This is a genomic window from Pseudomonas sihuiensis, from assembly GCF_900106015.1.
In the GTDB taxonomy this organism is placed as follows: domain Bacteria; phylum Pseudomonadota; class Gammaproteobacteria; order Pseudomonadales; family Pseudomonadaceae; genus Aquipseudomonas; species Aquipseudomonas sihuiensis.
The window spans coordinates 4484853-4511239 of record NZ_LT629797.1 but is presented as its reverse complement, the minus strand read 5'-3'; the positions used below and the strand labels follow the sequence as shown (position 1 = coordinate 4511239).

General features: G+C 62.4%; 21 protein-coding genes. 8 read left to right on the top strand and 13 right to left on the bottom strand.

The window, feature by feature from the left end:
* Positions 1–62 precede the first annotated feature (62 nt).
* Positions 63–800: an osmolarity response regulator transcription factor OmpR gene (ompR, locus tag BLT86_RS21225; RefSeq protein WP_084340961.1), complete on the bottom strand. Its 738-nt coding sequence runs from the start codon at positions 798–800 to the stop codon at positions 63–65.
* A 202-nt stretch (positions 801–1002) separates the two neighbouring features.
* Between ompR and BLT86_RS21220 the strand changes: the two genes are divergently transcribed.
* From BLT86_RS21220 to rmf, 4 genes are all read left to right on the top strand, one after another.
* The gene (locus BLT86_RS21220; RefSeq protein WP_092379404.1) at positions 1003–3330 is read left to right on the top strand and encodes a Tex family protein; all 2328 of its coding nucleotides are present in this window, start codon (positions 1003–1005) and stop codon (positions 3328–3330) included.
* Positions 3327–3722 carry a PaaI family thioesterase gene (locus BLT86_RS21215; protein ID WP_092379401.1) on the top strand — a complete coding sequence of 132 codons (396 nt, stop codon included), beginning with the start codon at positions 3327–3329 and terminating at the stop codon, positions 3720–3722. The genes BLT86_RS21220 and BLT86_RS21215 overlap by 4 nt, the downstream gene beginning before the upstream one ends.
* Before the next feature lie 103 nt (positions 3723–3825).
* Positions 3826–5406 carry a glutamate--cysteine ligase gene (gshA, locus tag BLT86_RS21210; protein ID WP_092379398.1) on the top strand — a complete coding sequence of 527 codons (1581 nt, stop codon included), beginning with the start codon at positions 3826–3828 and terminating at the stop codon, positions 5404–5406.
* 125 nt (positions 5407–5531) lie between these two features.
* Entirely contained in the window at positions 5532–5723 is a 192-nt protein-coding gene (gene rmf / locus BLT86_RS21205; RefSeq protein ID WP_003458706.1) for a ribosome modulation factor, read from the top strand.
* Positions 5724–5886: 163 nt separating this feature from the next.
* On the opposite strand, the gene argA is transcribed toward rmf, so the two are convergent.
* The 4 genes from argA to BLT86_RS21185 form a co-directional block, all read right to left on the bottom strand.
* A complete protein-coding gene (gene argA / locus BLT86_RS21200) occupies positions 5887–7185 on the bottom strand; it encodes an amino-acid N-acetyltransferase (protein WP_092379396.1) in 1299 nt (432 codons plus the stop codon).
* A gap of 63 nt (positions 7186–7248) precedes the next feature.
* Positions 7249–8415 carry an acetylornithine deacetylase gene (gene argE / locus BLT86_RS21195; protein ID WP_092379393.1) on the bottom strand — a complete coding sequence of 389 codons (1167 nt, stop codon included), beginning with the start codon at positions 8413–8415 and terminating at the stop codon, positions 7249–7251.
* Between the two features lie 68 nt (positions 8416–8483).
* On the bottom strand, positions 8484–9755 hold the full coding sequence (locus BLT86_RS21190) for an inorganic phosphate transporter (protein ID WP_092379390.1): 1272 nt from the start codon (positions 9753–9755) through the stop codon (positions 8484–8486).
* A gap of 39 nt (positions 9756–9794) precedes the next feature.
* Entirely contained in the window at positions 9795–10472 is a 678-nt protein-coding gene (locus BLT86_RS21185; protein WP_092379387.1) for a TIGR00153 family protein, read from the bottom strand.
* Positions 10473–10584: 112 nt separating this feature from the next.
* Between BLT86_RS21185 and BLT86_RS21180 the strand changes: the two genes are divergently transcribed.
* Positions 10585–11949: a CYTH domain-containing protein gene (locus BLT86_RS21180; RefSeq protein ID WP_092379384.1), complete on the top strand. Its 1365-nt coding sequence runs from the start codon at positions 10585–10587 to the stop codon at positions 11947–11949.
* Between the two features lie 290 nt (positions 11950–12239).
* Here BLT86_RS21180 and BLT86_RS21175 read toward each other — a convergent pair whose 3' ends face one another.
* The 8 genes from BLT86_RS21175 to BLT86_RS21140 all read right to left on the bottom strand — a co-directional run bounded on the left by BLT86_RS21175 (position 12240) and on the right by BLT86_RS21140 (position 21861).
* Entirely contained in the window at positions 12240–13127 is an 888-nt protein-coding gene (locus BLT86_RS21175; RefSeq protein ID WP_003458697.1) for an ABC transporter permease subunit, read from the bottom strand.
* A gap of 168 nt (positions 13128–13295) precedes the next feature.
* Positions 13296–14177, bottom strand: a complete 882-nt coding sequence (locus tag BLT86_RS21170) for an ABC transporter permease subunit (RefSeq protein ID WP_167377349.1) — start codon at positions 14175–14177, stop codon at positions 13296–13298.
* A gap of 23 nt (positions 14178–14200) precedes the next feature.
* On the bottom strand, positions 14201–15355 hold the full coding sequence (gene potA / locus BLT86_RS21165) for a polyamine ABC transporter ATP-binding protein (protein WP_092379381.1): 1155 nt from the start codon (positions 15353–15355) through the stop codon (positions 14201–14203).
* 53 nt (positions 15356–15408) lie between these two features.
* Positions 15409–16500, bottom strand: coding sequence for a polyamine ABC transporter substrate-binding protein (locus BLT86_RS21160; RefSeq protein ID WP_092379378.1), 1092 nt, complete (start codon positions 16498–16500; stop codon positions 15409–15411).
* Between the two features lie 68 nt (positions 16501–16568).
* The gene (locus tag BLT86_RS21155) at positions 16569–17663 is read right to left on the bottom strand and encodes a polyamine ABC transporter substrate-binding protein (protein WP_074855161.1); all 1095 of its coding nucleotides are present in this window, start codon (positions 17661–17663) and stop codon (positions 16569–16571) included.
* 67 nt (positions 17664–17730) lie between these two features.
* The gene (locus BLT86_RS21150; RefSeq protein ID WP_074855160.1) at positions 17731–18828 is read right to left on the bottom strand and encodes an extracellular solute-binding protein; all 1098 of its coding nucleotides are present in this window, start codon (positions 18826–18828) and stop codon (positions 17731–17733) included.
* 131 nt (positions 18829–18959) lie between these two features.
* Complete coding sequence (locus tag BLT86_RS21145) at positions 18960–20333, bottom strand: aspartate aminotransferase family protein (protein WP_092379375.1); 1374 nt, start codon at positions 20331–20333, stop codon at positions 18960–18962.
* A gap of 169 nt (positions 20334–20502) precedes the next feature.
* Positions 20503–21861, bottom strand: a complete 1359-nt coding sequence (locus BLT86_RS21140; RefSeq protein WP_092379372.1) for a glutamine synthetase family protein — start codon at positions 21859–21861, stop codon at positions 20503–20505.
* Between the two features lie 797 nt (positions 21862–22658).
* Here BLT86_RS21140 and BLT86_RS21135 point away from each other — a divergent pair.
* From BLT86_RS21135 to BLT86_RS21125, 3 genes are all read left to right on the top strand, one after another.
* A complete protein-coding gene (locus tag BLT86_RS21135; protein WP_017678373.1) occupies positions 22659–24038 on the top strand; it encodes a glutamine synthetase family protein in 1380 nt (459 codons plus the stop codon).
* Positions 24039–24355: 317 nt separating this feature from the next.
* On the top strand, positions 24356–25414 hold the full coding sequence (locus BLT86_RS21130) for a polyamine ABC transporter substrate-binding protein (protein WP_017678372.1): 1059 nt from the start codon (positions 24356–24358) through the stop codon (positions 25412–25414).
* A 71-nt stretch (positions 25415–25485) separates the two neighbouring features.
* On the top strand, positions 25486–26127 hold the full coding sequence (locus BLT86_RS21125; protein WP_017678371.1) for a TetR/AcrR family transcriptional regulator: 642 nt from the start codon (positions 25486–25488) through the stop codon (positions 26125–26127).
* Positions 26128–26387 lie beyond the last annotated feature (260 nt).

Sequence of the window (26387 nt, the reverse complement as noted above, 5' to 3'; positions counted from 1 at the left end):
CAGGCTATAAGTGGCTGTACCGTGCGCATTGGCCTGCAACTTGTGGCTTGCAGCTTGCAGCTTCATTTCTTTCCGTCCGGCACGAACACGTAACCCACACCCCAGACGGTCTGGATATAGCGCGGCTTCGACGGGTCCGGCTCGATCAGGCGGCGCAGGCGGCTGATCTGCACATCGATGGAGCGTTCCAGCGCATCCCACTCGCGGCCACGGGCCAGGTTCATCAGCTTGTCGCGGGTCAGCGGTTCGCGCGCATGCTGCACCAGCGCCTTGAGCACGGCGAACTCACCGGTGGTGAGCATGTGCACCTCATCGCCCTTCTTCAGCTCGCGGGTGGCCAGCGACAGCTCGTACTCACCGAAGGTCACACTTTCGTCTTCGGTGCCCGGCGCGCCCGGTACCACCGGTGCCTGACGGCGCAGTACGGCCTTGATCCGCGCCAGCAGTTCGCGCGGGTTGAAGGGCTTGGCCAGGTAATCGTCGGCGCCCAGCTCCAGCCCCTGGATGCGGCTGCCTTCGTCACCCTTGGCGGTGAGCATGATGATCGGCATTTGATTGCCGGCCTCACGCAGGCGGCGGCAGGCGGACAGGCCGTCTTCACCCGGCAGCATCAGGTCGAGCACCACCAGATTGAACAGCTCGCGGGCCAGCAGACGATCCATCTGCTCGACGTTTTCCACCGCGCGCACGCGATAGCCCTGCTCATCGAAGAAGCGCTCGAGCAAGCGGCGCAAACGGGCGTCGTCATCGACAATGAGGATCTTCTCGCCTTCGGCGACAGGGGCAGCGGACTGGGTCATGGCGTCTCCTTGGACAGCCGTACTGAGGACGGCAGGTGGCGGCATTATCGCTCAGGCGCATGGGTGGGCGCTCTAGCCATTGTTAGCAGATTTTTCCCCAACGGTTCGCAGCGCTCGCGAATGCGGTGTTTATAATGCGCCGCTTTCGTCTCTGGCCAGCATCTTTGCGGCCGCCCTGTCGCTTCAGTGGGTAGCTTTATTTATGGACAGTATCAACAACCGCATCGCCGATGAACTGGGCGTGCGCCCGCAACAGGTTGCCGCCGCCGTGGCCCTGCTCGACGAAGGCTCCACCGTGCCCTTCATCGCCCGTTACCGTAAAGAGGTGACCGGCAGCCTCGACGACACCCAGTTGCGCCACCTGGAAGAGCGTCTGCGCTACCTGCGCGAGCTGGACGAACGCCGCGTGGCGATCCTCGCCAGCATCGAGGAGCAGGGTAAGCTCACCCCCGAACTCAAGCGCGAGATCGACCTGGCCGACACCAAGACGCGCCTCGAAGACCTCTACCTGCCGTACAAGCAAAAGCGCCGTACCAAGGGCCAGATCGCCCTGGAAGCCGGCCTTGGCGAGCTGGCCGACGCACTGTTCAACGATCCGAGCCTGACGCCCGAACAGGAAGCCGAGCGCTTCATCGACACCGAGAAGGGCTTCGCCGACGTCAAAGCCGTGCTCGAAGGCGCCAAGTACATCCTCATGGAGCGCTTCGCCGAAGACGCCGCGCTGCTGGACAAGCTGCGCAGCTTCCTCAAGGACAACGCCACCCTCAGCGCCCGCCTGGTGCCGGGCAAGGAAAACGAAGGCGCCAAGTTCAGCGACTACTTCGAGCATGACGAAGCGCTCAAGGGCGTGCCGTCGCACCGCGCGCTGGCGATCTTCCGTGGTCGCAACGAAGGCATTCTCAGCGCCAGCCTCAAGGTCGGCGAAGAGCTGCCCGGCAGCATGCACCCCTGCGAAGTGATGATCGGCGAGCGCTTCGGCATCAGCGCGCAAGGCCGTGCCGCCGACAAATGGCTGGCCGAGGTGGTGCGCTGGACCTGGAAGGTCAAGCTGTACAACCACCTGGAAACCGACCTGCTCGGCGAGCTGCGCGAGAAGGCCGAGGACGAGGCGATCAGCGTATTCGCCCGCAACCTGCACGACCTGCTGCTGGCCGCCCCGGCCGGCCCGCGCGCCACCCTGGCGCTCGACCCGGGCCTGCGCACCGGCTGCAAGGTGGCCGTGGTTGATGCCACCGGCAAGGTGCTGGAAACCGCCACCGTCTACCCGCACGCGCCGCGCAACGACTGGGACGGCACCCTGGCGATCCTCGCCAAGCTCTGCGCCAAGCACGGTGTCGACCTGATCTCCATCGGCAACGGCACCGCCAGCCGCGAGACCGACAAGCTGGCCGCCGAACTGATCAAGAAGGTACCGGGCCTCAAGCTGACCAAGGTGATGGTCTCCGAGGCCGGCGCCTCGGTGTACTCGGCCTCGGAGCTGGCCGCCCGCGAATTCCCCGATCTCGACGTGTCGCTGCGCGGTGCGGTGTCCATCGCCCGCCGCCTGCAAGACCCGCTGGCCGAACTGGTGAAAATCGACCCGAAATCCATCGGCGTCGGCCAGTACCAGCACGATGTGTCGCAGCTCAAGCTGGCGCGCAGCCTGGACGCCGTGGTCGAGGACTGCGTGAACGCCGTCGGCGTGGACGTCAACACCGCCTCCGCCGCCCTGCTGGCGCGCATCTCCGGCCTCAATGCGACCCTGGCGCAAAACATTGTGCAGTACCGCGACGCCAACGGCGCCTTCGCCTCGCGCGCCGAACTGAAGAAGGTGCCGCGTCTGGGCGAGAAGACTTTCGAGCAGGCCGCTGGCTTCCTCCGCGTGATGAACGGTGACAACCCGCTGGACGCCTCGGCGGTGCACCCGGAAACCTACCCACTGGTCGAGCGCATCGCCCAGGACACCGGCCGCGATATCCGCTCGCTGATCGGCGACTCGAGCTTCCTCAAGCGCCTCGATCCGGCCAAGTTCACCGACGAGCGCTTCGGCCTGGTCACCGTCGGCGACATCCTCAAGGAACTGGACAAACCCGGCCGCGACCCGCGCCCGGAGTTCAAGACCGCCGAGTTCCAGGAAGGCGTGGAAACGCTGAACGACCTCAAGCTGGGCATGGTGCTCGAAGGCGTGGTGACCAACGTCACCAACTTCGGCGCTTTCGTCGACATCGGCGTGCATCAGGACGGCCTGGTGCACATCAGCGCGCTGTCGGAGAAATTCATCAAGGATCCGCACGAGGCGGTCAAGGCCGGCGACGTGGTCAAGGTCAAGGTGATGGAGGTGGACATACCGCGTAGCCGTATCGCCCTGTCCATGCGCATGGGCGACACCCCCGGCGAGAAAGTCGAGGGCGCGCGCGGCGGTCAGCGTGGCAACGGCAACCGTGGCGGCAACACACCGCGCAGCGAGCGCCATTCCAGCCAGGACAAACCGGCACCCGCCACCGGCGGCATGGCCGCCCTGTTCGCCAACGCCAAGCAGTTGAAGAAATGAACATGACCGACAACACCGACAACGTAGGCGCCAGCAGCGCCTTTTCCCGCCTGCTCGGCCTGGAGATCCTCCAGGTCGGCGGCGGTGAGGCGCGCGTGCGCCTGACCCTCACCGACGAGCTGCGCAACCTGCACGGCAAGCTGCACGGCGGCGCGCTGTTCTCGCTGATCGACACCGCCATGGGTCAGGCCAGCCACAGCCTGGGCGATGGCGGCCCCAGCAGCGTGACCCTGGAGTGCAAGATCAACTACATCCGCCCGGTCTCCGAGGGCAGCGTGCTGTGCCACGCCAAGGTACTGCACGCAGGTCGCCGCACCCAGGTGGTGGAAGCCGAAGTGCTGCAGGGCGACAAGCTGATCGCCAAGGCACAAGGCACCTTCGCCTGCGTGTAATCGGCACCCCGCTCGCTGATCTAATCTGGGTAAGCGTTCGCCCCCTTGCAGAGTGCGGGGGCGATCCCCATATTATGGCGACTGCCCAGTTAGGAATTGCATCTTGAGCGACCTTCTCTCCCGCCGCCTGGCCCAGCTCGGCGAGCCGGCCAACCTGTCCCTGCTGGGCGAGTGTCTGCATGGCATCGAGCGCGAATGCCTGCGCGTCACTCGCGACGGCCAGCTGGCCCTGACTCCGCACCCGCAGGCACTAGGCTCGGCGCTGACCCATGCGCAGATCACCACCGACTATTCCGAGTCGCTGCTGGAGTTCATCACCGGCACCGCCAATGATCCGGCCGCCACCCTCGCCGAACTGGACAGCATCCACCGCTTCGCCTACGACAAGCTCAATGGCGAACTGCTGTGGAGCACGTCGATGCCCTGCCAGTTGCCGGACGAAGAGACCATTCCCATCGCCCGCTACGGCAGCTCCAATATCGGTCGCCTCAAGTACGTGTACCGCAAGGGTCTGGCGCTGCGCTACGGCAAGACCATGCAGTGCATCGCCGGCATCCACTACAACTTCTCCCTGCCGGAAAAACTCTGGCAACTGCAGCAACAGAGCGAAGGCAGCGAGCAGAGCGCGCGCGACTACCAGTCGGCACGCTACATCGCGCTGATCCGCAATTTCCGCCGCTACAGCTGGCTGCTGATGTACCTGTTCGGCGCCTCGCCGGCGCTGGACAAGGGCTTCATGCGCGGCCGCCCGCACCAGTTGCAGGAGCTGGATGCCAGCACCCTGTACCTGCCGTACGCCACCAGCCTGCGCATGAGCGACCTGGGCTACCAGAGCAGCGCGCAGTCAGGCCTGACCCCCTGCTACAACGACCTGGCCAGCTACACCGACAGCCTGCGCCTGGCCGTCGGCACGCCCTACCCGGCCTATGTCGCAGCTGGCATCAAGCGTGGCGACGAGTGGCTGCAACTGAACACCAACATCCTGCAGATCGAGAACGAGTACTACTCAAGCATCCGCCCGAAACGCGTCACCTACAGCGGCGAGCGGCCGATCCAGGCACTGATGAGCCGTGGCGTGCAGTACGTGGAAGTACGCTGCCTGGACATCAACCCGTTCCTGCCGCTGGGCATCGACCTGGCGCAGGCGCGCTTCATCGACGCCTTCCTGCTGTTCTGCGCACTGGAAGACAGCCCGCTACTGGAAAACGGCGAGTGCAGCAGTTGCACCAGCAACTTCCTCAAGGTGGTCAAGGAGGGGCGGCGTCCCGGCCTGCACCTGCAGAAAGGTAGCCAGCAGGTAGAACTCAAAGTCTGGGCCAGCGAACTGCTCGAACGCATCCTGCCATTGGCCGAACTGCTTGATCGCAGCCAAGGCAGCAGCGCGCATATCGAGGCGTTGGCGCAGCAGCAAGCCAAGGTCGCGGATGTGGAAATGACGCCATCGGCCCAGGTGCTGGCGATTCTGCGTCAGGGCAAGAGCTTCACCGAGTTCGCTCTGCAGCAGAGCCAGCGCCACGCCGAATACTTCCGCGGACAACCGCTCAGCGCGCAGCAGCAACAAGCCTTCGAACAGGCCGCCCACGACTCGCTGGCCGCGCAGGCAGAGCTTGAAGCGCAGCCCGAGGGTGATTTCGATGCTTTCGTCGCGGCCTACCAGGCGAGCATTCTGGCTTTGGCCGTGTAGGGCGAAGAACCGTCGACTGCGTCACAAAGCCAACCAGCGGAGCAAAAGCCAGGATGGGCGGCCACTCCCCTGGCCGCCCGGCCAGCTAGCATTGCCGGGTAAAGGACGATAGACGAGCAGCGCCCATGGCCGATGACGCCACGCCGCAATGGAGCCTGGAAAGCCTGACCAAGGCCTACCAGCAAGGTTATATGGCCGGCCTTACTGACCAACCCAGGACCCGCCAGCCCTACCCTGACGAAATCCCCGCTGCGGCCTGGGAGGCCGGCTGGGACGACGGCTTCGAGCAGATGCGCCTGCAGCAGCACAGCGCCTGACACTCTGAACGCATTGTGGGAGGGGCTTTAGCCGCGAGCGGTGAACCCGTCGCGGCTACATGCTCGGCCTCGGCCTCCTGCATCGCTCCAGCGTTGGAGCGGCTTCAGCCGCGAAGCTCGCGGATAAATCCGCGCCTACAGCTCCGGCCTGCTCTCGCTCCGCCTACAACGCCTTTTCGAACACCTTCGAGTTGCGCTGGTAGTTGTACAGCGACGCCCGCGCGGTGGGCATGCGCTCGACACTGCTCGGCTCGAAACCGCGCTCGCGGAACCAGTGCGCGGTACGCGTGGTGAGCACGAACAGGGTCTTGATCCCCTGCGCCCGCGCCCTGGCCTCGATCCGCTCGAGCAATTTGTCGCCGCGACCGCCGTGACGGTATTCGGGATTGACCGCCAGGCAGGCCAGTTCGCCGCAGTCGGAATCGGCGATGGGATACAGCGCCGCGCAGGCGATGATCAGCCCCTCGCGCTCGACGATGCTGAACTGCTCGATCTCGCGCTCCAGTACCTCGCGCGAACGACGCACCAGAATGCCCTGCTCTTCCAGCGGGCTGATCAGCTCGATCAGACCACCGACATCCTCGATGGTCGCCTCGCGCAGGGACTCGAACTGCTCCTGCGCCACCAGGGTGCCGTTGCCGGTACGGGTGAACAGTTCGCTGAGCAGCGCACCATCGGTGGCATAACTGACGATATGGCTGCGTTTGACGCCGCCGCGACAGGCTTCGGCGGCGGCATCGAGTAGCTCGCCCTGATAGTTGCTGCCCAGGCGCGCCAGATGCGCTGGCACCTGCTGCGGGCGCAGCTCACGCACCAACCTGCCCTGCTCGTCGAGCAGACCGTCTTCGGCGCCGAACAGCAATAGCTTGTCCGCACCCAGGTCGATGGCCGCGCGGGTAGCGACGTCCTCACAGGCCAGGTTGAAGATCTCCCCGGTGGGCGAATAGCCGAGCGGCGACAGCAGCACGATGCTGCGCTCGTCGAGCTGGCGGTTGATGCCCTTGCGATCGATGCGCCGTACTTCGCCGGTGTGGTGGTAGTCGACGCCATCGACCACACCGATCGGCCGCGCGGTGACGAAGTTGCCGCTGGTCAGGCGCAGGCGCGAGCCCTGCATCGGCGAGGCAGCCATATCCATCGACAGACGCGCTTCGATGGCGATACGCAACTGGCCGACGGCGTCGATCACGCATTCCAGGGTCGGTGCGTCGGTGATGCGCAGGTCGCGATGGTAATGCGGGGTCAGGCCACGGGCAGCAAGGCGCGCCTCGATCTGCGGACGCGAGCCGTGCACCAGCACCAGGCGCACGCCGAGGCTGTGCAACAGCACCAGATCGTGAACGATGTTGGCGAAGTTCGGGTGGGCAACACCCTCGCCCGGCAGCATGACCACGAAGGTGCAGTCGCGATGGGCGTTGATGTAGGGCGAGGCGTGGCGTAGCCAGTTGACGTAGTCGTGCATGAGCAATCCATTAACGTAGAGACTAAGACGGCATGGCCGTCATGTTCGGTTAGAGAGTCGCTCTCATCGTCGCTGCACGTCTTCGCTCCGGGTCAGGCAATAGTGTTGGATCATTTGGCGCAGTATGGCCACGGTCGGTTCGATGCGCGCCAGCTCCAGGTGCTCCCCGGGCTGGTGGGCGCAGTCGATATCGCCGGGGCCGAGCACCAGGGTTTCGCAACCAAGCTGCTGAAGATAAGGCGCTTCGGTGCCGAACGCCACCGCTTGCGCGCTATGCCCGGTCAGACGCTCGGCCAGGCGCACCAGTTCCGCATCGGCCTTCTGCTCGAAGGGCGGCACAGCGGGGAACAGCGGGCCATAGTCGATGCGTACCTGATGCTTGAGCGCCAGTGGCAGCAGCTTGCCGCGAATGGCCTCGCGCAGTTGCTCAGGATCCATGCCCGGCAGCGGACGCAGGTCGAACTCCAGCGCGCACTGGCCGCAGATGCGGTTGGGGTTGTCGCCCCCGTGGATGCAGCCGAGGTTCAGTGTCGGTTCTGGCACGCTGAATTGCGGGTTGTTGAACTCACGCTGCCATTGCGCACGCAGGCCGCGCAGCTCACCCATGACATCCTGCATGGCCTCCAGCGCACTGCGGCCAAGAGCTGGATTGGAGGAATGGCCACTTTGCCCAAGAATATCGATGCGCTCCATCATCACGCCCTTGTGCAGGCGTATGGGCTTGAGGCCTGTCGGCTCGCCAATCACTGCAGCCCGGCCAAGCGGTCGGCCGGCAGCGGCCAAGGCACGGGCGCCGGCCATCGAGCTTTCTTCGTCACAGGTGGCGAGAATCAGCAGCGGCTGCTGGAAGGGCTGATCGAGCAGCGGTCGCACGGCCTCGATGGCCAGGACGAAGAAGCCCTTCATGTCGCAACTGCCGAGGCCCACCCAGCGGTCGCCCACTTCGCTCAACTTGAGAGGGTCGGTCTGCCACAAGGCAGCATCGAAGGGCACGGTATCGCTGTGCCCGGCCAGCACCAGACCACCAGGGCCAGAGCCATAACTGGCGAGCAGGTTGAACTTGCCCGGGGCGATCTGCTGGGTTTCGCAGGTGAAGCCCAGATCACCGAGCCAGGCAGCGAGCAGCTCGATGACCGGCGCGTTGCTCTGGTCCCAATTGGGCTGGGTGCAGCTTACCGATGGCGCGGCGATCAGCGCAGCGAACTGCTCTCGTAGGGAAGGCAAGGGCATCGGCGCTCTCCTGGGTCGGAGCTCCATAATAGGAGCATCCAACCTCAGGGGAAACCGCCAGGGCGGAATCAGACTCCGCCGAACAGTGCGCGCAGGATGAAGAAGAAGATGATCGACAGGATCGCACCTGCCGGTAGGGTAATGATCCAGGACAGGAAGATCTTGCCGATCATGCCCAGGTTCAGTGCACCGATACCGCGCGCCAGGCCAACGCCGAGAATGGCGCCGACCAGGGTATGGGTGGTAGAAATCGGCAGCCCCAGGCCCGAGGCACTGACTACGGTGGTGGCAGCCGCCAGCTCGGCAGCGAAGCCACGGCTGGGCGTCAGCTCGGTGATTTCCTTGCCGATGGTGGCGATCACCTTGTAGCCATAGGTGGCCAGGCCGACCACGATACCCAGCGCACCCAGCAACAGGATCCAGCCCGGCACAATCGACTTCTCACCTGCCGCCAACTCACCGCCGCTCTGAATGACGCCAACGATAGCCGCCAGCGGGCCAACGGCGTTGGCCACATCGTTGGAGCCGTGAGCAAAGGCCATGGCACAGGCGGTGAAGATCATCAGCACCGCGAACACTTTCTCCACACTGGAGAAGTGGAAAGTCTTGTCTGCCTCGACATCGACGTGGATGCGACTGAGCAGGGCGATACCGATCAGCATCACCAACACACCGATACCGATGGACAGCATGAAGCCTTCGGTACTGGAGAGGTTCAAACCAACGTGTTTGAGCCCCTTGGTCATGGTCATCAGCGAGATGACGAACCCGGTAATGAACATGTACAGCGGCACGAAACGCTTGGCATTCAGGAAGGGGTTATCAGTGTCGATGATCAGCTTCTGCACACTGACGAACAGGCAGAAGGAGATGATCCCGGCCAGCATCGGCGTGACCACCCAACTGGCGACGATGGGGCCGACGCCGCTCCAGTGCACGGCATCCATTGATACGCCCACAGCGGCAAAGCCGATGACTGCGCCAACGATGGTGTGCGTGGTCGAAACCGGCCAGCCGCGCGTCGAAGCCACCAGCAGCCAGGTGCCTGCCGCCAGCAAAGCCGACATCATGCCCAGCACCATCAGGTTGGGGCTGATCATGTTGGCATCGACGATGCCGTTCTTGATGGTTTCGGTCACCTCGCCGCCAGCCAGGTAGGCACCGGCAAACTCGAAGACCATGGCGATGATGATCGCCTGCTTGATAGTAAGTGCACGCGAGCCAACGGATGTACCCATAGCATTGGCTACATCGTTGGCCCCAACACCCCAGGCCATGAAAAAACCGAAAAGGCAGGCAAGCACGAGCAGAATCAGCCCGTAGTCCGCAATTAGAGACATAAAGTTAGTTTCCGTAGATCCCAGAAAGGACACTGGCGCTTAGCGCGCCAGCAGTTGTTCCAGTCGGTTGCCCACTCGTTGGGCTCGGTCGGCGACGTCGCCGATCCAGTCGATGATCTGATAGAGGAACATCACATCGACCGGGGGAAGGTCCTGCTCCAGCTTGAACAGGTTGCGGCGCACCTCGATCTGCAGGCGGTCGGTATCGTTTTCGATCGAACCGAGCTCCTCGATCAGGGTTTCCACAAGTACAGCTTCACGGCCGGCGAAACCGGTCTCGAGCAGCTCGTCCAATTCGTTCATTGCCTTCAGCGCCTGAGCGCTGGCATCCACGCTGCGCTGCACATAGGTGCGCATCAGCGGCTGCAACGGCTGTGGAATAGCCATCTGCCGGCCGAGCATCAGGCCAGCGATGTCCTTGGCGCGGTTGGCGACTTTGTCCTGTACACTGAGCAGCTCGAGCAGGTCCGAACGCGGCACCGGCAAAAACAGGCTCTTGGGCAAGTGCAGGCGCACGCTTTTCTTCAGCTTGTCGGCCTCGTGCTCCAGGCGGGACATCTCCTGTTGTACCTGTTCTACCTTGGCCCAGTCTTCGACCATTACGGCCTCGAAGAAAGGCACCAGGTTCGCCGCGCACTCATGGGCCTTGGCGATATGCTGTTGCATGGGGCCGATGGGTGAACGGCCGAACAGGCTGACAAAGGGATTGATAGGCATAGGGTAAGCCCCCGTTTTGAGAAGGTCGCAAGTATAGGGATCGGCTTCGTCATTCGCCAGCGCGCGTCATCGGTCTGTCACATTTTCATAAAAGGCTACATAGCTCCCCATCATGGTCAAAGAAACCGAAATCAAACTGCGTGCCAGTCGCGCCACCCTGGCCGCCCTGCGCGAGCACCCGCTGCTGAAGAAACGCAACAAGAGCGGCTGGCAACGCGGCGAGCTGTTCAATCAGTACTACGACACCCCGAACCGCGACCTGGCCCATGCCAAGGTCGCGCTGCGCCTGCGCCGCGACGGCGAGCAGTTCATTCAGACGCTGAAAAGTCGCGGCCAGAGCATTGCCGGCCTGTCCGAGCGCAACGAGTGGGACTGGTACCTGAGCAAGGCCAAGCTCGACCTGAAAAAGCTCGACGACAGTTGCTGGCCGGCCAGCCTGGCCGAGCTGGACAAGAAAACCCTGCAACCGCTGTTCACCACTGATTTCGTCCGCGAGAAGGCCGAGATCGCCTGGGGTCGCGGCAAGGCCAAGGTGGTCATCGAAGCCGCGCTGGACCTGGGCAAGGTAATCGCCGGCGAAGGTGAAGAAGAGATCTGCGAACTGGAGCTGGAACTGCGCCAGGGCGAACCCGCCGCGCTGCTGGAGCTGGCCTGCGAACTGGCTGCCGAACTGCCGCTGATGCCCTGCGACATCAGCAAGGCCGAACGCGGCTATCGTCTGTTCGATGCTGGCAGCTACAACCTCAGCCTGCCAGCACCCGAGCTGCAGGGCGAGATGAGCCTGGACGACGCTTTCGCCGCACTCGCCTGGCACCTGCTCGGCGCCAGCCAGCGCCTGGCCGAGCAGTATCGCTGGAATGGTCATTGGAGCCTGTTGCAGCAATGGCTGGAGCAATTGATCGACCTGCGCGCCCTGCTCGCCAGCCTCGGTCAGGCAGCGCCGCGAGCCAGCTCGCGGGAGCTGCGCGAAGCACTTGACGCCCTGCTCGACGATTGGCGTCCGCGCCTGGCGGCCGGGCAGCACGACGACAGCATGCGCCGTAACGCTCCCGCGCTGTTCGCCGCCGAACTGGATGGCTGCCGCTGGGGCCTGCTGTCGCTGAAGATGTCGTATTGGCTGCTGCAACGCAGCTGGACGGCAGAGCGCAACAATCGCGGCAATCGCCAGGGTAACGCAGCCCTGGGCAACTGGCTGCCGACCCTGCTGAACGAAGAAGGCACGGCCCTGCAACTGCGCCGCTACCAGCAGCAACCGGAAGACCTGGCCGAGCAGATGCCACGCCTGGAGCGCCTGCTGGTCTGGCTGCGCCTGGCCCGTGGGGTGCTGGAAGTGCCCGAGGTCGACCGCCTGTATGGCGAGCTGAACAAGCTGTACGAACTGGCTCAGCAGGAGCTGGACGACGAGCAGCGCCAACTGCGTGCGACTCAGACGCAGATCGTGAGCAGCCTCAAGGCCTGGAAGGCGTTGGTGAAATAGCGGCTGGGCAGGCACAACAATCGCGGCTGAAGCCGCTCCTACAGATCGCTGCACAACGCCCCGATCAGTGACACCATGAAAAACGGGCCCCGCAGGGCTAATGCCAGTCAGTTAAGCCGTTGCACTCGATCTTTGCAGGAGCCGGCTTGCCGGCGATCCGCCATAAAAAGCATCGCCAGCAAGCTGGCTCCTACAAAAAGCGCCCCCTCTACTGCAAGTAGGAGGGGGTGGTGACGAACTTATCTGATCAGCATTACTTGCGGGGCCCGTTTTTGCTTTCAGCCAGAAGCTCAGTTGCTGCTGGTGCTGCGACGGCTGTCGACGACCTGCTGCCAGGACGGACTGGTGGTCTCGTCCATGGCCTGCTGCAAGGCCTTCTTGCGTTTTTCCTCAGCGCGATGGGCGAAGAACCAGGCCAGGAAGGTGGCGAACGACACCGCCAGCAGGATCAGGCTGGCCACCGCGTTGATCTCCGGCTTAACCCCCAGGCGCACGGCGGAGAAGATCTCCATCGGCAGGGTGGTCGAACCCGGACCGGAGACGAAGCTGGCCAGCACCAGGTCGTCCAGCGACAGGGCGAAGGACATCATCGCGCCCGCTGCCAGCGACGGTGCGATCATCGGCACGGTGATCAGGAAGAACACCTTCCACGGCCGCGCTCCCAGATCCATGGCCGCCTCTTCGATGGACATGTCCAGCTCACGCAGACGCGATGACACCACCACCGCCACATAGGCCGAGCAGAAGGTGGTGTGGGCGATCCAGATGGTGGTCATGCCGCGCTGCATCGGCCAACCGATCAGTTGTGCCATCAGCACGAACAGCAGCAGCAGCGACAGACCGGTGATCACTTCCGGCATCACCAGCGGCGCGGTAACCAGACCACCGAACAGCGTGCGTCCCTTGAAGTGGGTGATGCGGGTCAGCACGAAGGCCGCCAGGGTGCCCAGCGCCACCGCCGCGATGGCGGTGTAGCAGGCAATTTCCAGCGAGCGCATCACCGAGTTCATCAGCTGGGTGTTGTCGAGCAAACCGACGTACCACTTCACCGACCAGCCGCCCCACACCGTTACCAGCCGCGAGGCGTTGAACGAGTAGATGACCAGGATGACCATGGGCAGGTAGATGAAGATCAGGCCAGCCCAGAGCATGATGCTGGAGAAACTGAAACGCTTCATGGGCGGCCCTCCAGTTCTTTAGCCACGCGTCTGGTTAAAAAGCCGGTTGAACAGGATGACGGGCTCATTGCGATTAGATCAGTCATGGCCGGCCCTCCAGCTCTTTAGCCACGCGTCTGGTTAAAAAGCCGGTTGAACAGGATGACGGGCTCATTGCGATTAGATCAGTCATGGCCGGCCCTCCAGCTCTTTAGCTTGGTTACGGTTGAACAGGATGATGGGCACGATCAGGATCGCCAGCATCACCACCGCCAGGGCGGAAGCCACCGGCCAGTCGCGGTTGTTGAAGAACTCCTGCCACAGCACCTTGCCGATCATCAGGGTCTCCGGGCCGCCGAGCAGTTCGGGGATGACGAATTCACCAACCACCGGAATGAACACCAGCATCGAGCCGGCGATGATGCCGTTCTTCGACAGCGGCACGGTGATCTTCCAGAAGTTGTTGAAGTTGCTCGAACCCAGGTCAGAGGCGGCCTCCAGCAGGCTGAGGTCGTGCTTCACCAGGTTGGCGTAGAGCGGCAGGATCATGAACGGCAGGTACGAATAGACGATGCCAATATAGACCGCGGTGTTGGTGTTGAGGATCTGCAGCGGCGTATCGATCAGACCAATACCCATCAGCAGGCTGTTGAGCAGGCCGTTGTTGCCGAGAATGCCCATCCAGGCATAGACGCGGATCAGGATCGCAGTCCAGGTCGGCATCATGATCAGCAGCAGCAGTACCGTCTGGTGCTCTTTCGGCGCCCGCGCGATGGCATAGGCCATCGGGTAGCCGATCACCAGGCAGAGCAAGGTGCTGAAGAAGGCGATCTGCAGCGAACCCAGGTAGGCCGACAGGTACAGGGCATCTTCGCTGAGGAAGATGTAGTTACCGAAATTCAGCAGCAGGGTCAGCTTGTTGTCCGCCCACTGGTAGATTTCCGTATAGGGCGGAATCGCCACGTCGGCTTCGGCGAAGCTGATCTTCAGCACGATGATGAAGGGCAGCAGGAAGAACATGAACAGCCAGAGGAAGGGTATGCCGATAACGGCATGCCGCCCAGTGGGCAGATAGCGCGCCAGTTTGCTCGGTTTCATGATTGCAGTACCACGCCGCTGTCGTCTTCCCAGTACACCACCACCGGATCGTCCCAGGTCGGGCGCTTGCCGCGGCGCTCGGCGTTGGCGATGAAGCACTGCACGATCTGCCCGGAAGTGAGCTTGACGTGGTACACCGAGTGACCACCGAGGTAGGCGATGTCGTGCACGTGGCCACGGCTCCAGTTGTACTCGGGGTGCTCGTGGTCGGCCGGCAAGGCGGTGGCCATCAGCAGTTTTTCTGGGCGCAGGGCGTAGCTGACGGACTTGTTCTCGGCACGGGTGCTGACGCCGTGGCCAATGTAGATCGGCTTGTCCAGGTGCGGACAATCGATGATCGCGTGGTCGGCCTCGTCGCTGACGATCTGCCCGTCGAACAGGTTGACGCTGCCAATGAATTCGCACACCAGGCGGCTGGTCGGCGTCTCGTAGATATCGATCGGGCTACCGGTCTGGGCGATCCAGCCCAGGTGCATGATGGCGATGCGCTGGGCCATGGTCATGGCCTCTTCCTGGTCGTGGGTCACCATTACGCAGGTCACGCCGACGCGCTCGATGATTTCCACCAGCTCCAGCTGCATCTGCGAACGCAGTTTCTTGTCCAGCGCGCCCATCGGCTCGTCGAGCAGCAGCAGTTTCGGACGCTTGGCCAGTGAGCGTGCCAGAGCCACGCGCTGACGCTGGCCGCCGGAGAGCTGGTGCGGCTTGCGCTTGGCATACTGGGTCATATGCACCAGCTTGAGCATTTCGGCCACGCGCTCGTCGATCTCGGCCTTGGGCAGCTTGTCCTGCTGCAGGCCGAAGGCGATGTTCTGCGCCACGGTCATGTGCGGGAACAGCGCATAGGACTGGAACATCATGTTGATCGGTCGCTGGTACGGCGGCATGTCGGTGATGTCGACACCATCGAGAATGATGCGCCCTTCGGTCGGCCGCTCGAAGCCGGCGAGCATGCGCAGCAGCGTGGATTTACCGGAGCCGGAGCCACCGAGCAGGGCGAAGATCTCGCCCTTGTTGATGGTCAGCGAGACGTCGTCGACCGCCACGGTCTCGTCGAACTTCTTGGTCACCCGATCGATCTTGACCAGCACCTCTTTGGGTGTCTGATCTCCCTCGAGGGCTTTTTTGTAGGCGCTGGAGGCAACAGCCATTTAGGAAAACTCCCGGAAGATTGTGCCCGACCCCAGCGGCCGGGCAGGAACGATTACTGACCCGACTTGACCTTGGTCCAGGTGCGAGTCATCAGGCGCTGCACGCGAACCGGCAGCTCGGCGGAGATGTACAGTTTGTCCAGCACCGCTTGTGACGGGTAAACGGAGGGGTCGTTGCGCACCTCCTCATCCATGAATTCATCCGCCTTGGTATTGGGGTTGGCATAACCGACGTAGTCACTGACTTCAGCGATCACCTCAGGCTCGAGGAGGAAGTTGATGAAGGCATGCGTTTGTTCGACGTTCGCCGCATCAGCGGGAATGGCCATCATGTCGAACCAGAGGTTGGCGCCTTCCTTGGGAATGCTGTAGGCGATTTCGATGCCTTTGCCGGCCTCGTCGGCACGGTCGGCAGCCTGCAGCACGTCGCCGGAGAAACCGGCAGCCACGCAGATGTTGCCGTTGGCCAGATCACCGATGTACTTGGAGCTGTGGAAGTAGGTGACGTAGGGACGCACTTCCAGCAGCTTGGCCTCGGCCTTGGCGTAGTCGTCGGGGTTGCTGCTGTTGGGGTCCAGGCCAAGGTAATTGAGCATGGCCGGAATCATTTCATCACCGGAGTCGAGGAAGGCGACGCCGCACTGGCTGAGTTTCTTGATGTTCTCGGCTTCGAACAGCACGGCCCAGGAATCGATCTCCTCGACACCGAGCGCGGCCTTGACCTTCTCGACGTTGTAGCCGATGCCGTTGGTGCCCCACAGGTAGGGCACCGCATACTGGTTACCGGGGTCGTTGGTTTCCAGTTGCTTGAGCAGCGCCGGATCGAGGTTGTCCCAGTTGCTCAGCTTGCTGCGGTCGAGCGGCTGGAAGGCGCCGGCGCGAATCTGCTTGCCGAGGAAATGGTTGGACGGCACCACCAGATCGTAGCCACTGCGGCCAGCGAGCAGTTTACCTTCGAGGGTTTCGTTGGAGTCGAAGACGTCGTAGATCGGCTTGATGCCGGTTTTCGCCTCGAACTTGGCCAGCGTCTCTTCGCCGATGTAATCGCTCCAGTTGTAGATGTGCACCTTGGGCTGGGCCAGGGCCACGCCACAGACAGCGGAGGCCGCCAGGGCGATCAGAGACTTGGGCAGGGTAACTCGCACAGTATCATCCTCGTTATTGTGTGCCGCCCGAAAAAGGCGCGGCACTTTATAGGAAAATCTTCCGCCGATCAGCGTCCGCTCTTGATTCTTGTCCAGTCGCGGGTCAGCCAGCGTTGCACCTCGGGCGTACGCTCCTCAGCAACGTAGAGTTTGGCCATGACCTCCTCACTGGGATAAACGCCCGGGTTCTCGCGCACGCTCTCGTCGACCAGCTCGGTGGCCTTGAGGTTGGGGTTGGCGTAGGCCACGTAATTGCTGATCTTGGCGATCACATCGGGGCGCAGCAGGTAGTTGATGAATTCGTGGGCTTCGGCGACGTTCTTCGAGTCCTTGGGAATCGCCAGCAGGTCCGCCCACATGGCGGTGCCTTCCTTGGGAATGATGTAGATGATCTCGTCGCTGCGGCCGGCCTCTTCGGCGCGGTCGGCGGCCTGCAGCACATCGCCGGAATAACCGAAGGCAGCACAGATCTCGCCGTTGGCCAGGTCAGAGATGAATTTGGAGCTATGGAAATAGGTGATGTAAGGGCGCACCTTCATCAGCTGCTCATAGGCCTTCTCGTAGTCTTCGCGCTTGGTGGTATGCGGCGACAGGCCCAGGTAGTTGACCGTTTGCGGCAGCACTTCGTCGCCCGAGTCGAGCAATGCGATACCGCAGGAAGCGAGTTTCTCGGCGTATTGCGGGTCGAACAGCAGCGCCCAGGAATCCAACGGGACGTCATCACCGAGCACGGCACGGGCCTTGGTGGCATTCAGGCCGATACCGTTGGTGCCCCATAGGTAGGGCACCGAATATTCGTTGCCGGGGTCGCCCGCGGCCAGGTTTTCCATGATGGTCGGGTCGAGATTGACCAGATTGGGCAGCTTGGATTTATCCAGCTTCAGGTAGGTGCCGGCGCGCACCTGCTTGGCCAGATAGTGGTTGGTAGGCACCACCACGTCATAGCCGCTCTGGCCGGTGGCCAGCTTGCCATCGAGGGTTTCGTTGGAATCGAAAACGTCATACACCACCTTGATGCCGGTTTCCTTCTCGAACTCGGCGATGGTGTCCGGCGCAATATAGTCGGACCAGTTGTAGACCTTGACCACACGGTCGGCGGCCTGGGCAACAGACACACCAATGGCAACGGCGATCAGGCCGGCCAGCAGGGTAGAACGACGCATAACGTTTCCTCTTCTCGCGATTTGGGTGCCTGGCGGGCGAACCCGCCAGGCGGCGTTGCTTCGTTGCTTAGCGACCGGACTTGATCTTGGTCCAGCTGCGGGTCATGTTGCGCTGCACCGCCGGCGCCAGGTCCGGGAAGGTGTAGATCTTCTGCAGCACTTCCGGAGTCGGATAAACGCCCGGATCGGTGCGCAGCGCCTCATCGACCAGCGGCGTGGCTGCGGCGTTGCCGTTGGGGAACTGCACGTAGTTGGTGATGTTGGCCATCACCGCCGGCTCCATCAGATAATTGAGGAACACGTGTGCAGCTTCGACGTTCTTGGCGTCGGCCGGCACCGCCAGCATGTCGAAGAAGGAGCCCGCGCCTTCCTTCGGAATGTTGTAGCCGACTTCCACGCCGTTCTTCGCTTCTTCGGCGCGTGCCTTGCTCTGGTAGATATCGCCCGAGTAGCCGATGGCGACGCAGATGTTGCCGTTGGCCAGGTCGGAGATGTACTTGGAGCTGTGGAAGTAAGCCACCGAAGGACGGATGGAGAGGAACAGTTCCTCGGCCTTCTTCAGCTCGTCAGCCTTGCTGCTGTCCGGGGCGTAGCCCAGGTAGTGCAGAGCGGCCGGGAGAATTTCGGTTGGGGAATCGAGGAAGGAAACGCCGCAGGCCTTCAGCTTTTCCATGTTCTCGGGCTTGAACACCAGATCCCAGGAGTCGACCGGCGCGTCTTCGCCGAGCACGGCCTTGACCTTCTCGACGTTGTAGCCGATGCCAATGGTGCCCCACATGTAGGGGATCGAGTACTGGTTGCCCGGATCGCTCGGTTCCAGGGCCTTGAGCAGGTCCTTGTCCAGGTTCGACCAGTTCGGCAGCTTGGACTTGTCCAGTTTCTGGAACACGCCAGCCTTGATCTGCTTGGCCAGGAAGGGGTTGGACGGCACGACTACGTCGTAACCGGAGCTGCCGGCCAGCAGCTTGGCTTCCAGTACTTCGTTGCTGTCGAAGACGTCGTAGACGACCTTGATGCCGGTTTCCTTCTCGAAATTGGCCAGGGTGTCTTCGGCGATGTAATCGCTCCAGTTGTAGACATGCAGCACCTTGCTGTCAGCCTGAGCAGCGCCTGCCACGGCTGCGGTCAGGGACAACGCGAGAAGGGTCTTGCCGAATGTTTTCATGCGTACAGCTCCTGTTGTTGTGTCGGTAGTCCAGAGGTCGCACGAGCCATTGTCATCACAGCGGCTCACGCTCTCTGGCGCAGTCTGGCAAGGTCATGGCATCGCTGACAACTTTCTGTGACTGCGGTTGTTCAGACCGACAGGTCACGCAAGGTCAGATCCAGGCACTTGCGTGCTTTTTCCAGTAGTTCGTCTATCTCTGCCGGGCTGATCACCAGCGGCGGCGCAATGATCATGGTGTCGCCCACGGCGCGCATGATCAGACCGTTATTAAAGCAGTGTCCGCGACAGACCATGCCGGCAGCCACGTCACTCGGGTAACGCTTGCGGCTGGCCTTGTCCTGCACAAGTTCGATGGCGCCGAGCATGCCGATACCGCGTACCTCGCCCACCAGCGGGTGATCCGCCAGCTCACGTAGACGACGATGCAAATATGGTGCCGTTTCTGCTTTCACCCGCTCGACGATGCCTTCTTCCTTTAGAATGCGCAGGTTCTCCAGGCCCACCGCTGCCGCCACCGGATGCCCGGAATAGGTGAAGCCGTGGTTGAAATCGCCATGTGCCTCGATCACTTCGAACACCTTGTCACTGACGATCAGTCCGCCCATCGGCACGTAGCCCGAGGTCAGGCCCTTGGCGATGGTCATCAAGTCAGGCTTGAGGTCGTAATACTGGCTGCCGAACCACTCGCCGGTACGACCAAAACCGCAGATCACTTCGTCGGCGACGAAGAGAATGTCGTACTTGGCGAGGATTTCCTTGATGCGCGGCCAGTAGCTGTCCGGCGGAATGATCACACCACCAGCGCCCTGGATCGGCTCGGCAATGAACGCCGCGACATTCTCTTCGCCCAGTTCGAGAATCTTCTTCTCCAACTGGTCGGCGGCCCAGATGCCGAAGGCTTCCTGGCTCATGTCACCGCCCTCACCGAACCAGTAGGGCTGCGGGATATGCGCGATACCCGGAATCGGCAGGTCGCCCTGCTCGTGCATGAACTTCATGCCACCGAGGCTGGCGCCGGCCACGGTGGAGCCGTGATAGCCGTTGTCGCGACCGATGATGATTTTCTTGTTCGGCTGGCCCTTACACGCCCAATAGTGGCGTACCAGACGCAGCATGGTGTCATTGCCTTCCGAGCCGGAGCCGGTGAAGAACACATGGTTCATGCCGGCCGGCGCCAGTTGGGAGATGGCATGCGCCAGCTCCAGCACCGGTGGGTGCGCGGTCTGGAAGAAGGTGTTGTAGAACGGCAACTGGCGCATCTGCGTAGCGGCAGCTTCGACCAGCTCCTCGCGGCCATAGCCAACGGCCACGCACCACAGACCGGCCATGCCATCGAGGATCTTGTTGCCCTCGCTGTCCCACAGGTGCACACCCTTGGCTTCAGTGATGATACGCGGGCCTTTTTCGGCCAGCTGCCTGTAATCACTGAACGGCGCCAGGTGATGGGCCTGGCTCAGCGCCTGCCAGTGCGCAGTCTTGGGGTTGTTCGCTTGCTTGTTCATTACCACACCTTCTTCTGTGAACGCGGCCGGCTCACGGACTCTTGTAGAGTGGGCCGGGCGGCGATCCGCTTCAGCGCGCTCAAGTAGGGTGGGCCGGGCGGCGATCCGCTTCAGCCCACCGAGTCGGCCTGCAATGGTGGGCTAAAGCCCACCCTACAGCTGCGCCGGACTAAACCGACAGCAGCAGGAACTCGCGCTCCCAGGAACTGATCACCCGCTTGAAGTTCTCGTGCTCGGCACGCTTGACCGCGACATAGCCACGGATGAACTTCTCGCCGAGGAACTTCTCGGCGTCCTTGCAGGCTTCCATGCGCTCAAGGGCGCTCTCGATGGTCACCGGCAGGCGCAGATTGCGGCGCTCATAACCACGCCCCTTGACCGGCGCACCGGGTTTGACCCCGCCGACCATGCCCATGTAGCCGCACAGCAAAGTGGCTGCCAGCACCAGGTAGGGGTTGGCATCCGCGCCAGCCAGGCGGTTTTCCACGCGACGGTTCTGCGGAGTCGCCTCAGGCACGCGCAGGCCCACGGTGCGGTTCTCCTCGCCCCACTCCACGTTCACTGGCGCCGAGGTATCAGGCAGGAAGCGGCGGAACGAGTTGACGTTCGGCGCGAACAGCGGCAGCAGCTCGGGGATGTACTTCTGCAGGCCGCCGATGTGATGCATGAACAGCTCGCTCATGGTGCCGTCGTCGTTGGAGAAGATGTTCTTGCCAGTCTTCAGATCCACCACGCTCTGGTGAATGTGCATGGCGCTGCCAGGCTCGTCGGTGATCGGCTTGGCCATGAAGGTGGCCGCCACGTCATGCTTGAGCGCGGCCTCACGCATGGTGCGCTTGAACACCAGAATCTGGTCGGCCAGGTGCAAGGCGTCGCCATGACGGAAGTTGATTTCCATCTGCGCCGGGCCTTCCTCGTGGATCAGGGTGTCCAGATCCAGGCCTTGCAGTTCGCACCAGTCGTACATGTCTTCGAACAGCGGGTCGAACTCGTTGGCTGCGTCGATGGAGAAGCTCTGGCGACCGGTTTCCGGCCGACCGGAGCGCCCTACTGGCGCCACCAGGGGGAAGTCCGGGTCACTGTTGCGCTTGGTCAGGTAGAACTCCATCTCCGGTGCGACGATGGGCTTCCAGCCTTTGTCGGCGTACATCTGCAGCACTTTCTTGAGGATGTTGCGCGGCGACAGCTCGATGGGGTTGCCCTGCTTGTCGAAGGTGTCGTGGATCACCATCGCGGTCGGCTCGATGGCCCAGGGCACGACGAAGACCGCGTTGGGGTCGGGGCGGCAGAACATGTCGATGTCCGCCTCGTCCAGCAAGTCGTAATAGATGTCGTCCTCGACGTAATCGCCGGTCACGGTCTGCAGCAGCACGCTCTCGGGGAGGCGCATGCCCTTCTCGTCGAGGAACTTGTTGGTCGGCGAGATCTTGCCGCGGGCAATGCCGGTCAGGTCGCTGATCAGGCATTCGACTTCGGTGATTTTGCGTTCTTTCAGCCAGCTCGTGAGCTGGTCTAACTTGGTACTCATAGAGACCTCAGGGTTGTAGAACCAGCTTGAGTTATAGCGGGTTCAGCGTTGCCCCGCCTTCTCCCTGCAAGCCTCACCAAAGGCCTGAAAGAAGGCGAGATATTCGGGTGGATGCTACTAGGAGCAGAGCACCTCCGACACCCGAGTTTGCATACCAGGCAAAGAAAACTGCGTCCTCTTCGGCAGTTGCAGCAATGCCTCTGGCACGTGCAATGGCGGGCATTCGACAGCTTCGGCAGATGCAGCAGGCCTCTCACTGGCCCGCACAAGCGGCCGACAGGGGCGCGCCATGGCGTCGTGTGCGCTATCGTGCAGGTTATCGAACGAAGGGAAAGCCCGATCGGGCAGGCCGAGCGGCGCTGCAAGGGCGAAAAGGCAAGACTGCGACGTCACACCCTGGCGAGGCGCACTGGTATGGCTAGCTCGCCGCTTACGCACACTCATTTCGAGGCAGCGCAAGGCATTGGCAAAACCCGTGACACTGGTACAAACGCTGACGCCGGTAGTCGGCAGGCAAAACATGAGACACCCGTATTATTGCTGTTATGGGTTTGAACCGAGCTTAGCCTTGTTCATTTTTTTACACAATAGCTCTGTAAAAAATTGAACACACCCCACTGAGCAACCTGAAAGATCAACGCTTGGAGCCCGCTGAAAGGCCTTGGAATGCCCCAAAAATGGCCGCCACGCCCCACTACAGGGCATCATTGGGCCAGCTTGACAGTAAAGTGCGTTTCGGATTGACTCACACCCATGCAGTCGCATGATTGATATATTTAACAAAAAGGTGTTGCATCATGTCGGTACCCCCGCGTGCCGTTCAGCTTAACGAAGCGAACGCGTTCCTCAAGGAACATCCCGAGGTCCAGTTCGTCGACCTTCTTATTGCAGATATGAATGGCGTGGTGCGCGGCAAGCGCATCGATCGAAACGCTCTGCACAAGGTGTACGAGAAAGGCATCAACCTGCCGGCCTCGCTCTTCGCCCTCGACATCAATGGCTCCACCGTCGAGAGCACCGGCCTTGGCCTGGATATCGGTGACGCCGACCGTATCTGCTTCCCCATCCCCAATACCCTGTGCAACGAACCCTGGCAGAAGCGCCCCACCGCGCAGTTGCTGATGACCATGCACGAGCTGGACGGCACGCCTTTTTTCGCCGACCCGCGCGAGGTATTGCGCCAGGTGGTGCAGAAGTTCGACGAACTGGGCCTGCGTATTTGCGCAGCCTTCGAACTGGAGTTCTACCTGATCGACCAGGAGAACGTGAACGGCCGGCCGCAGCCGCCGCGCTCGCCGATCTCCGGCAAGCGCCCGCATTCGACCCAGGTGTACCTGATCGACGACCTCGACGAGTACGTCGATTGCCTGCAGGACATGCTCGAAGCGGCCAAGGAGCAGGACATCCCGGCCGACGCCATCGTCAAGGAAAGCGCCCCGGCGCAGTTCGAGGTCAACCTGCATCACGTCGAAGACGCCATCAAGGCCTGCGACTATGCGCTGCTGCTCAAGCGCCTGATCAAGAACATCGCCTACGACCATGAAATGGATTCCACCTTCATGGCCAAGCCCTACCCGGGCCAGGCGGGCAATGGTCTGCACGTGCACATCTCGCTGCTGGACAAGAAGACCGGCAAGAACATCTTCGCCGCCGACAACCCGCTGGAGAACCAGCCGCTGCGCCACGCCATCGGCGGCATCCTCGACACCATGGCCGCGAGCATGGCCTTCCTCTGCCCTAACGTGAACTCCTACCGCCGCTTCGGCGCGCAGTTCTACGTGCCCAACGCGCCGAGCTGGGCGCTGGACAACCGCACCGTGGCCGTGCGCGTGCCCACCGGCAGCGCCGACGCCGTGCGCATCGAACACCGGGTGGCCGGCGCCGACGCCAATCCCTACCTGATGCTGGCGTCGATCCTCGCCGGCATCCACCACGGTCTGACCAACCAGATCGACCCGGGCGAGCCGATCGAAGGCAACTCCTACGAGCAACTCGAGCAGAGCCTGCCGAACAACCTGCGCGACGCGCTGCGCGAGCTGGACGACAGCGAAGTGCTGAACAAGTACATCGATCCGAAGTACATCGACATCTTCGTCGCGTGCAAGGAAGCCGAGCTGCAGGAGTTCGAGACCACCATCTCCGACCTCGAATACAACTGGTACCTGCACACCGTGTAACACCGAGAAAGCCGGCCGCAGAAGGCCGTGTAAAAACGTAGCGAGCGAAGGTCAGGCAAGACAAAAACAGGCGAAGAAGCGCAGTTTACAAGTGGTAAATGAGCATTCTGAGCCTGTTTTTAGCGCAGCATGGCCGAGCGCAGTAGTTTTCACACGGCCTGACAGAGCCGGCTTCTTTTTGCCTGCTAACTACTGCCTGCTCTGGCGCTCCGCACCAGGGCCAGCGGTTCGCCGTACGGCGACTGCGCTGACATGCATCAAACCCCGGCGAACAAGACCGCCGGATACTGTTGCTTTGATCAATCGGGGAGTTACTCATGCAACGCGCTCTTGCCGCCATCCTGCTAGGCCTGAGCTGCGGCCTGGCTCAGGCCGCCGACAGCATCCGTGTCTACAACTGGAACGATTACATCGCGCCGCAGGTGCTGGAGAACTTCACCCGCGACACCGGCATCGAAGTCGAGTACCACACCTTCGCCAGCGCCGAAGAGTTGGCGCAAGTGCTGGAAAGCGGTCAGCCCATCGACATCGCCGTACCCTCGCACAACGACCTGCCAGGGCTGATCGCCAGCGGCCGCATTCGCCCGCTGGATTTCAACCTGCTGCCCAACCGCACGCACCTGGACAAGCAACTGCTGAGCAAGCTGGCTGCGGTCGACCCGCAGAACCAGCACGCCGTCCCCTACTTGTGGGGCGCGGTTGGCCTGGCAATCAATACCCCCCGAGCCGAGGCCGCCTATGGTGGCCCCCTGCCGGACAGCTGGAGCTTGCTGTTCGACGCCGAACAGAGCAAGCGCCTGGCCAGTTGCGGCATCAGCGTGCTGGATGCGCCGGATGAAACCCTGTCGCTGCTGCTCAACTACCAGGGCCGCAGCCTGGCACGCAGCGCCCCGAGCCGCGTCGAGCGCGCCGGAGAGATACTCGACGCCCTGCGCCCGAACCTGCGCTACGTCGACAGCGAACGCTATATCGAAGATCTCAACAGCGGCGACCTGTGCCTGGCCATGGCCTGGATCGGCGATGCCCTGGCCGCAGCCCAGGCCGGCCAGCCAGTGCGCTTCGTGGTACCGGACGAGGGCTCGGTACTGTTCGTCGACAACCTGGTGATTCCCGCCAACGCCAGCCGCCCCGATCTCTCTCACCGCTTCATCGACTACCTGATGCAGCCGCAGGTGATCGCCCAGATCACCGCCGAGACGCTCTACCCCAACGGCAATGCCAGCTCTGCACAGTTCATCGACAGCGCCCTGCTGCAGCAGCCCGGCCTGTATCCGGATCAGGACACCAAGCGCCGCCTGTATCCACTGGAGGTTCTCTCGGAGAAACATGCCCAGGTACGCAACAACGTCTGGCAGCGCTTCCGCGACGGCAGCTGAGCAGATGGCGAGGCTTGCCTCGCCAATACCGCCTGACGTCCAATAGCACCTCGCCCACCGAGGAGCTCACCATGTCGCGCCCCGCCAGCACCCGCAAACCGCGCGCCAGCAGCCAGGCACGTATTGCCGTGATTCTCGCTGCAGCACGCGAACTGCTGGCCGAGCAAGGCGTGGCCAATCTGTCGATCTACACCGTGGCCGAGCACGCGAAGATTCCACCCTCCTCGGTCTACCACTTCTTCGCCAGCGTACCGGCCCTGCTCGAAGGGCTGACCGCGGACGTGCACGCAGCCTTTCGCGCCTGCCTGCAGGAACCCGTCGAGCATGCCAGCCTGAACACCTGGCATGACCTGTCGCGTATCGTCGAACAACGCATGCTGGGCATCTACGCGCGCGACGCCGCGGCGCGCCAGTTGATCCTCGCCCAGCACGGCCTGGCCGAAGTCACTCAAGCGGACCACCAGCACGACATCGAACTGAGCCGCCTGATGCAAGCATTGTTCGAGCGCCACTTCCCCCTGCCGCAATTACCGACGGATATCGATGTATTCGCCCTGGCCATGGAGCTGGGTGATCGCGTCTACGCACGCTCCGTGCAACTGCATGGCGAAATCACACCACGCCTGGCCGAGGAAGGCATGCGCGTTTTCGATGCCTACCTGGGCCTGTATCTGCCGTCCGCGCTGCCAAAGAGACCTGCGCCGCTGGCGTAATCCCCGTGTAGAGATCGCCAGGCCACCGAAGCCAAGCCCCCAATTCCTCGCCCCATAGTTGATTGGCGCACACGGAGCCGCTGCGTCGCATATGGATTTAATTCGATAAAAATCGCATTAATTTCGCCAAATCGACCAAAGCACCTTCTAATGCCGATATTTATCGGATATAAATCGAACATCCCGCCCTGGTCGATGTTCAGCCACGGCACTCTGAATGGGCCGCCGGAGCGGCCTGCGAACGAGCCAAGAGGTGCTTC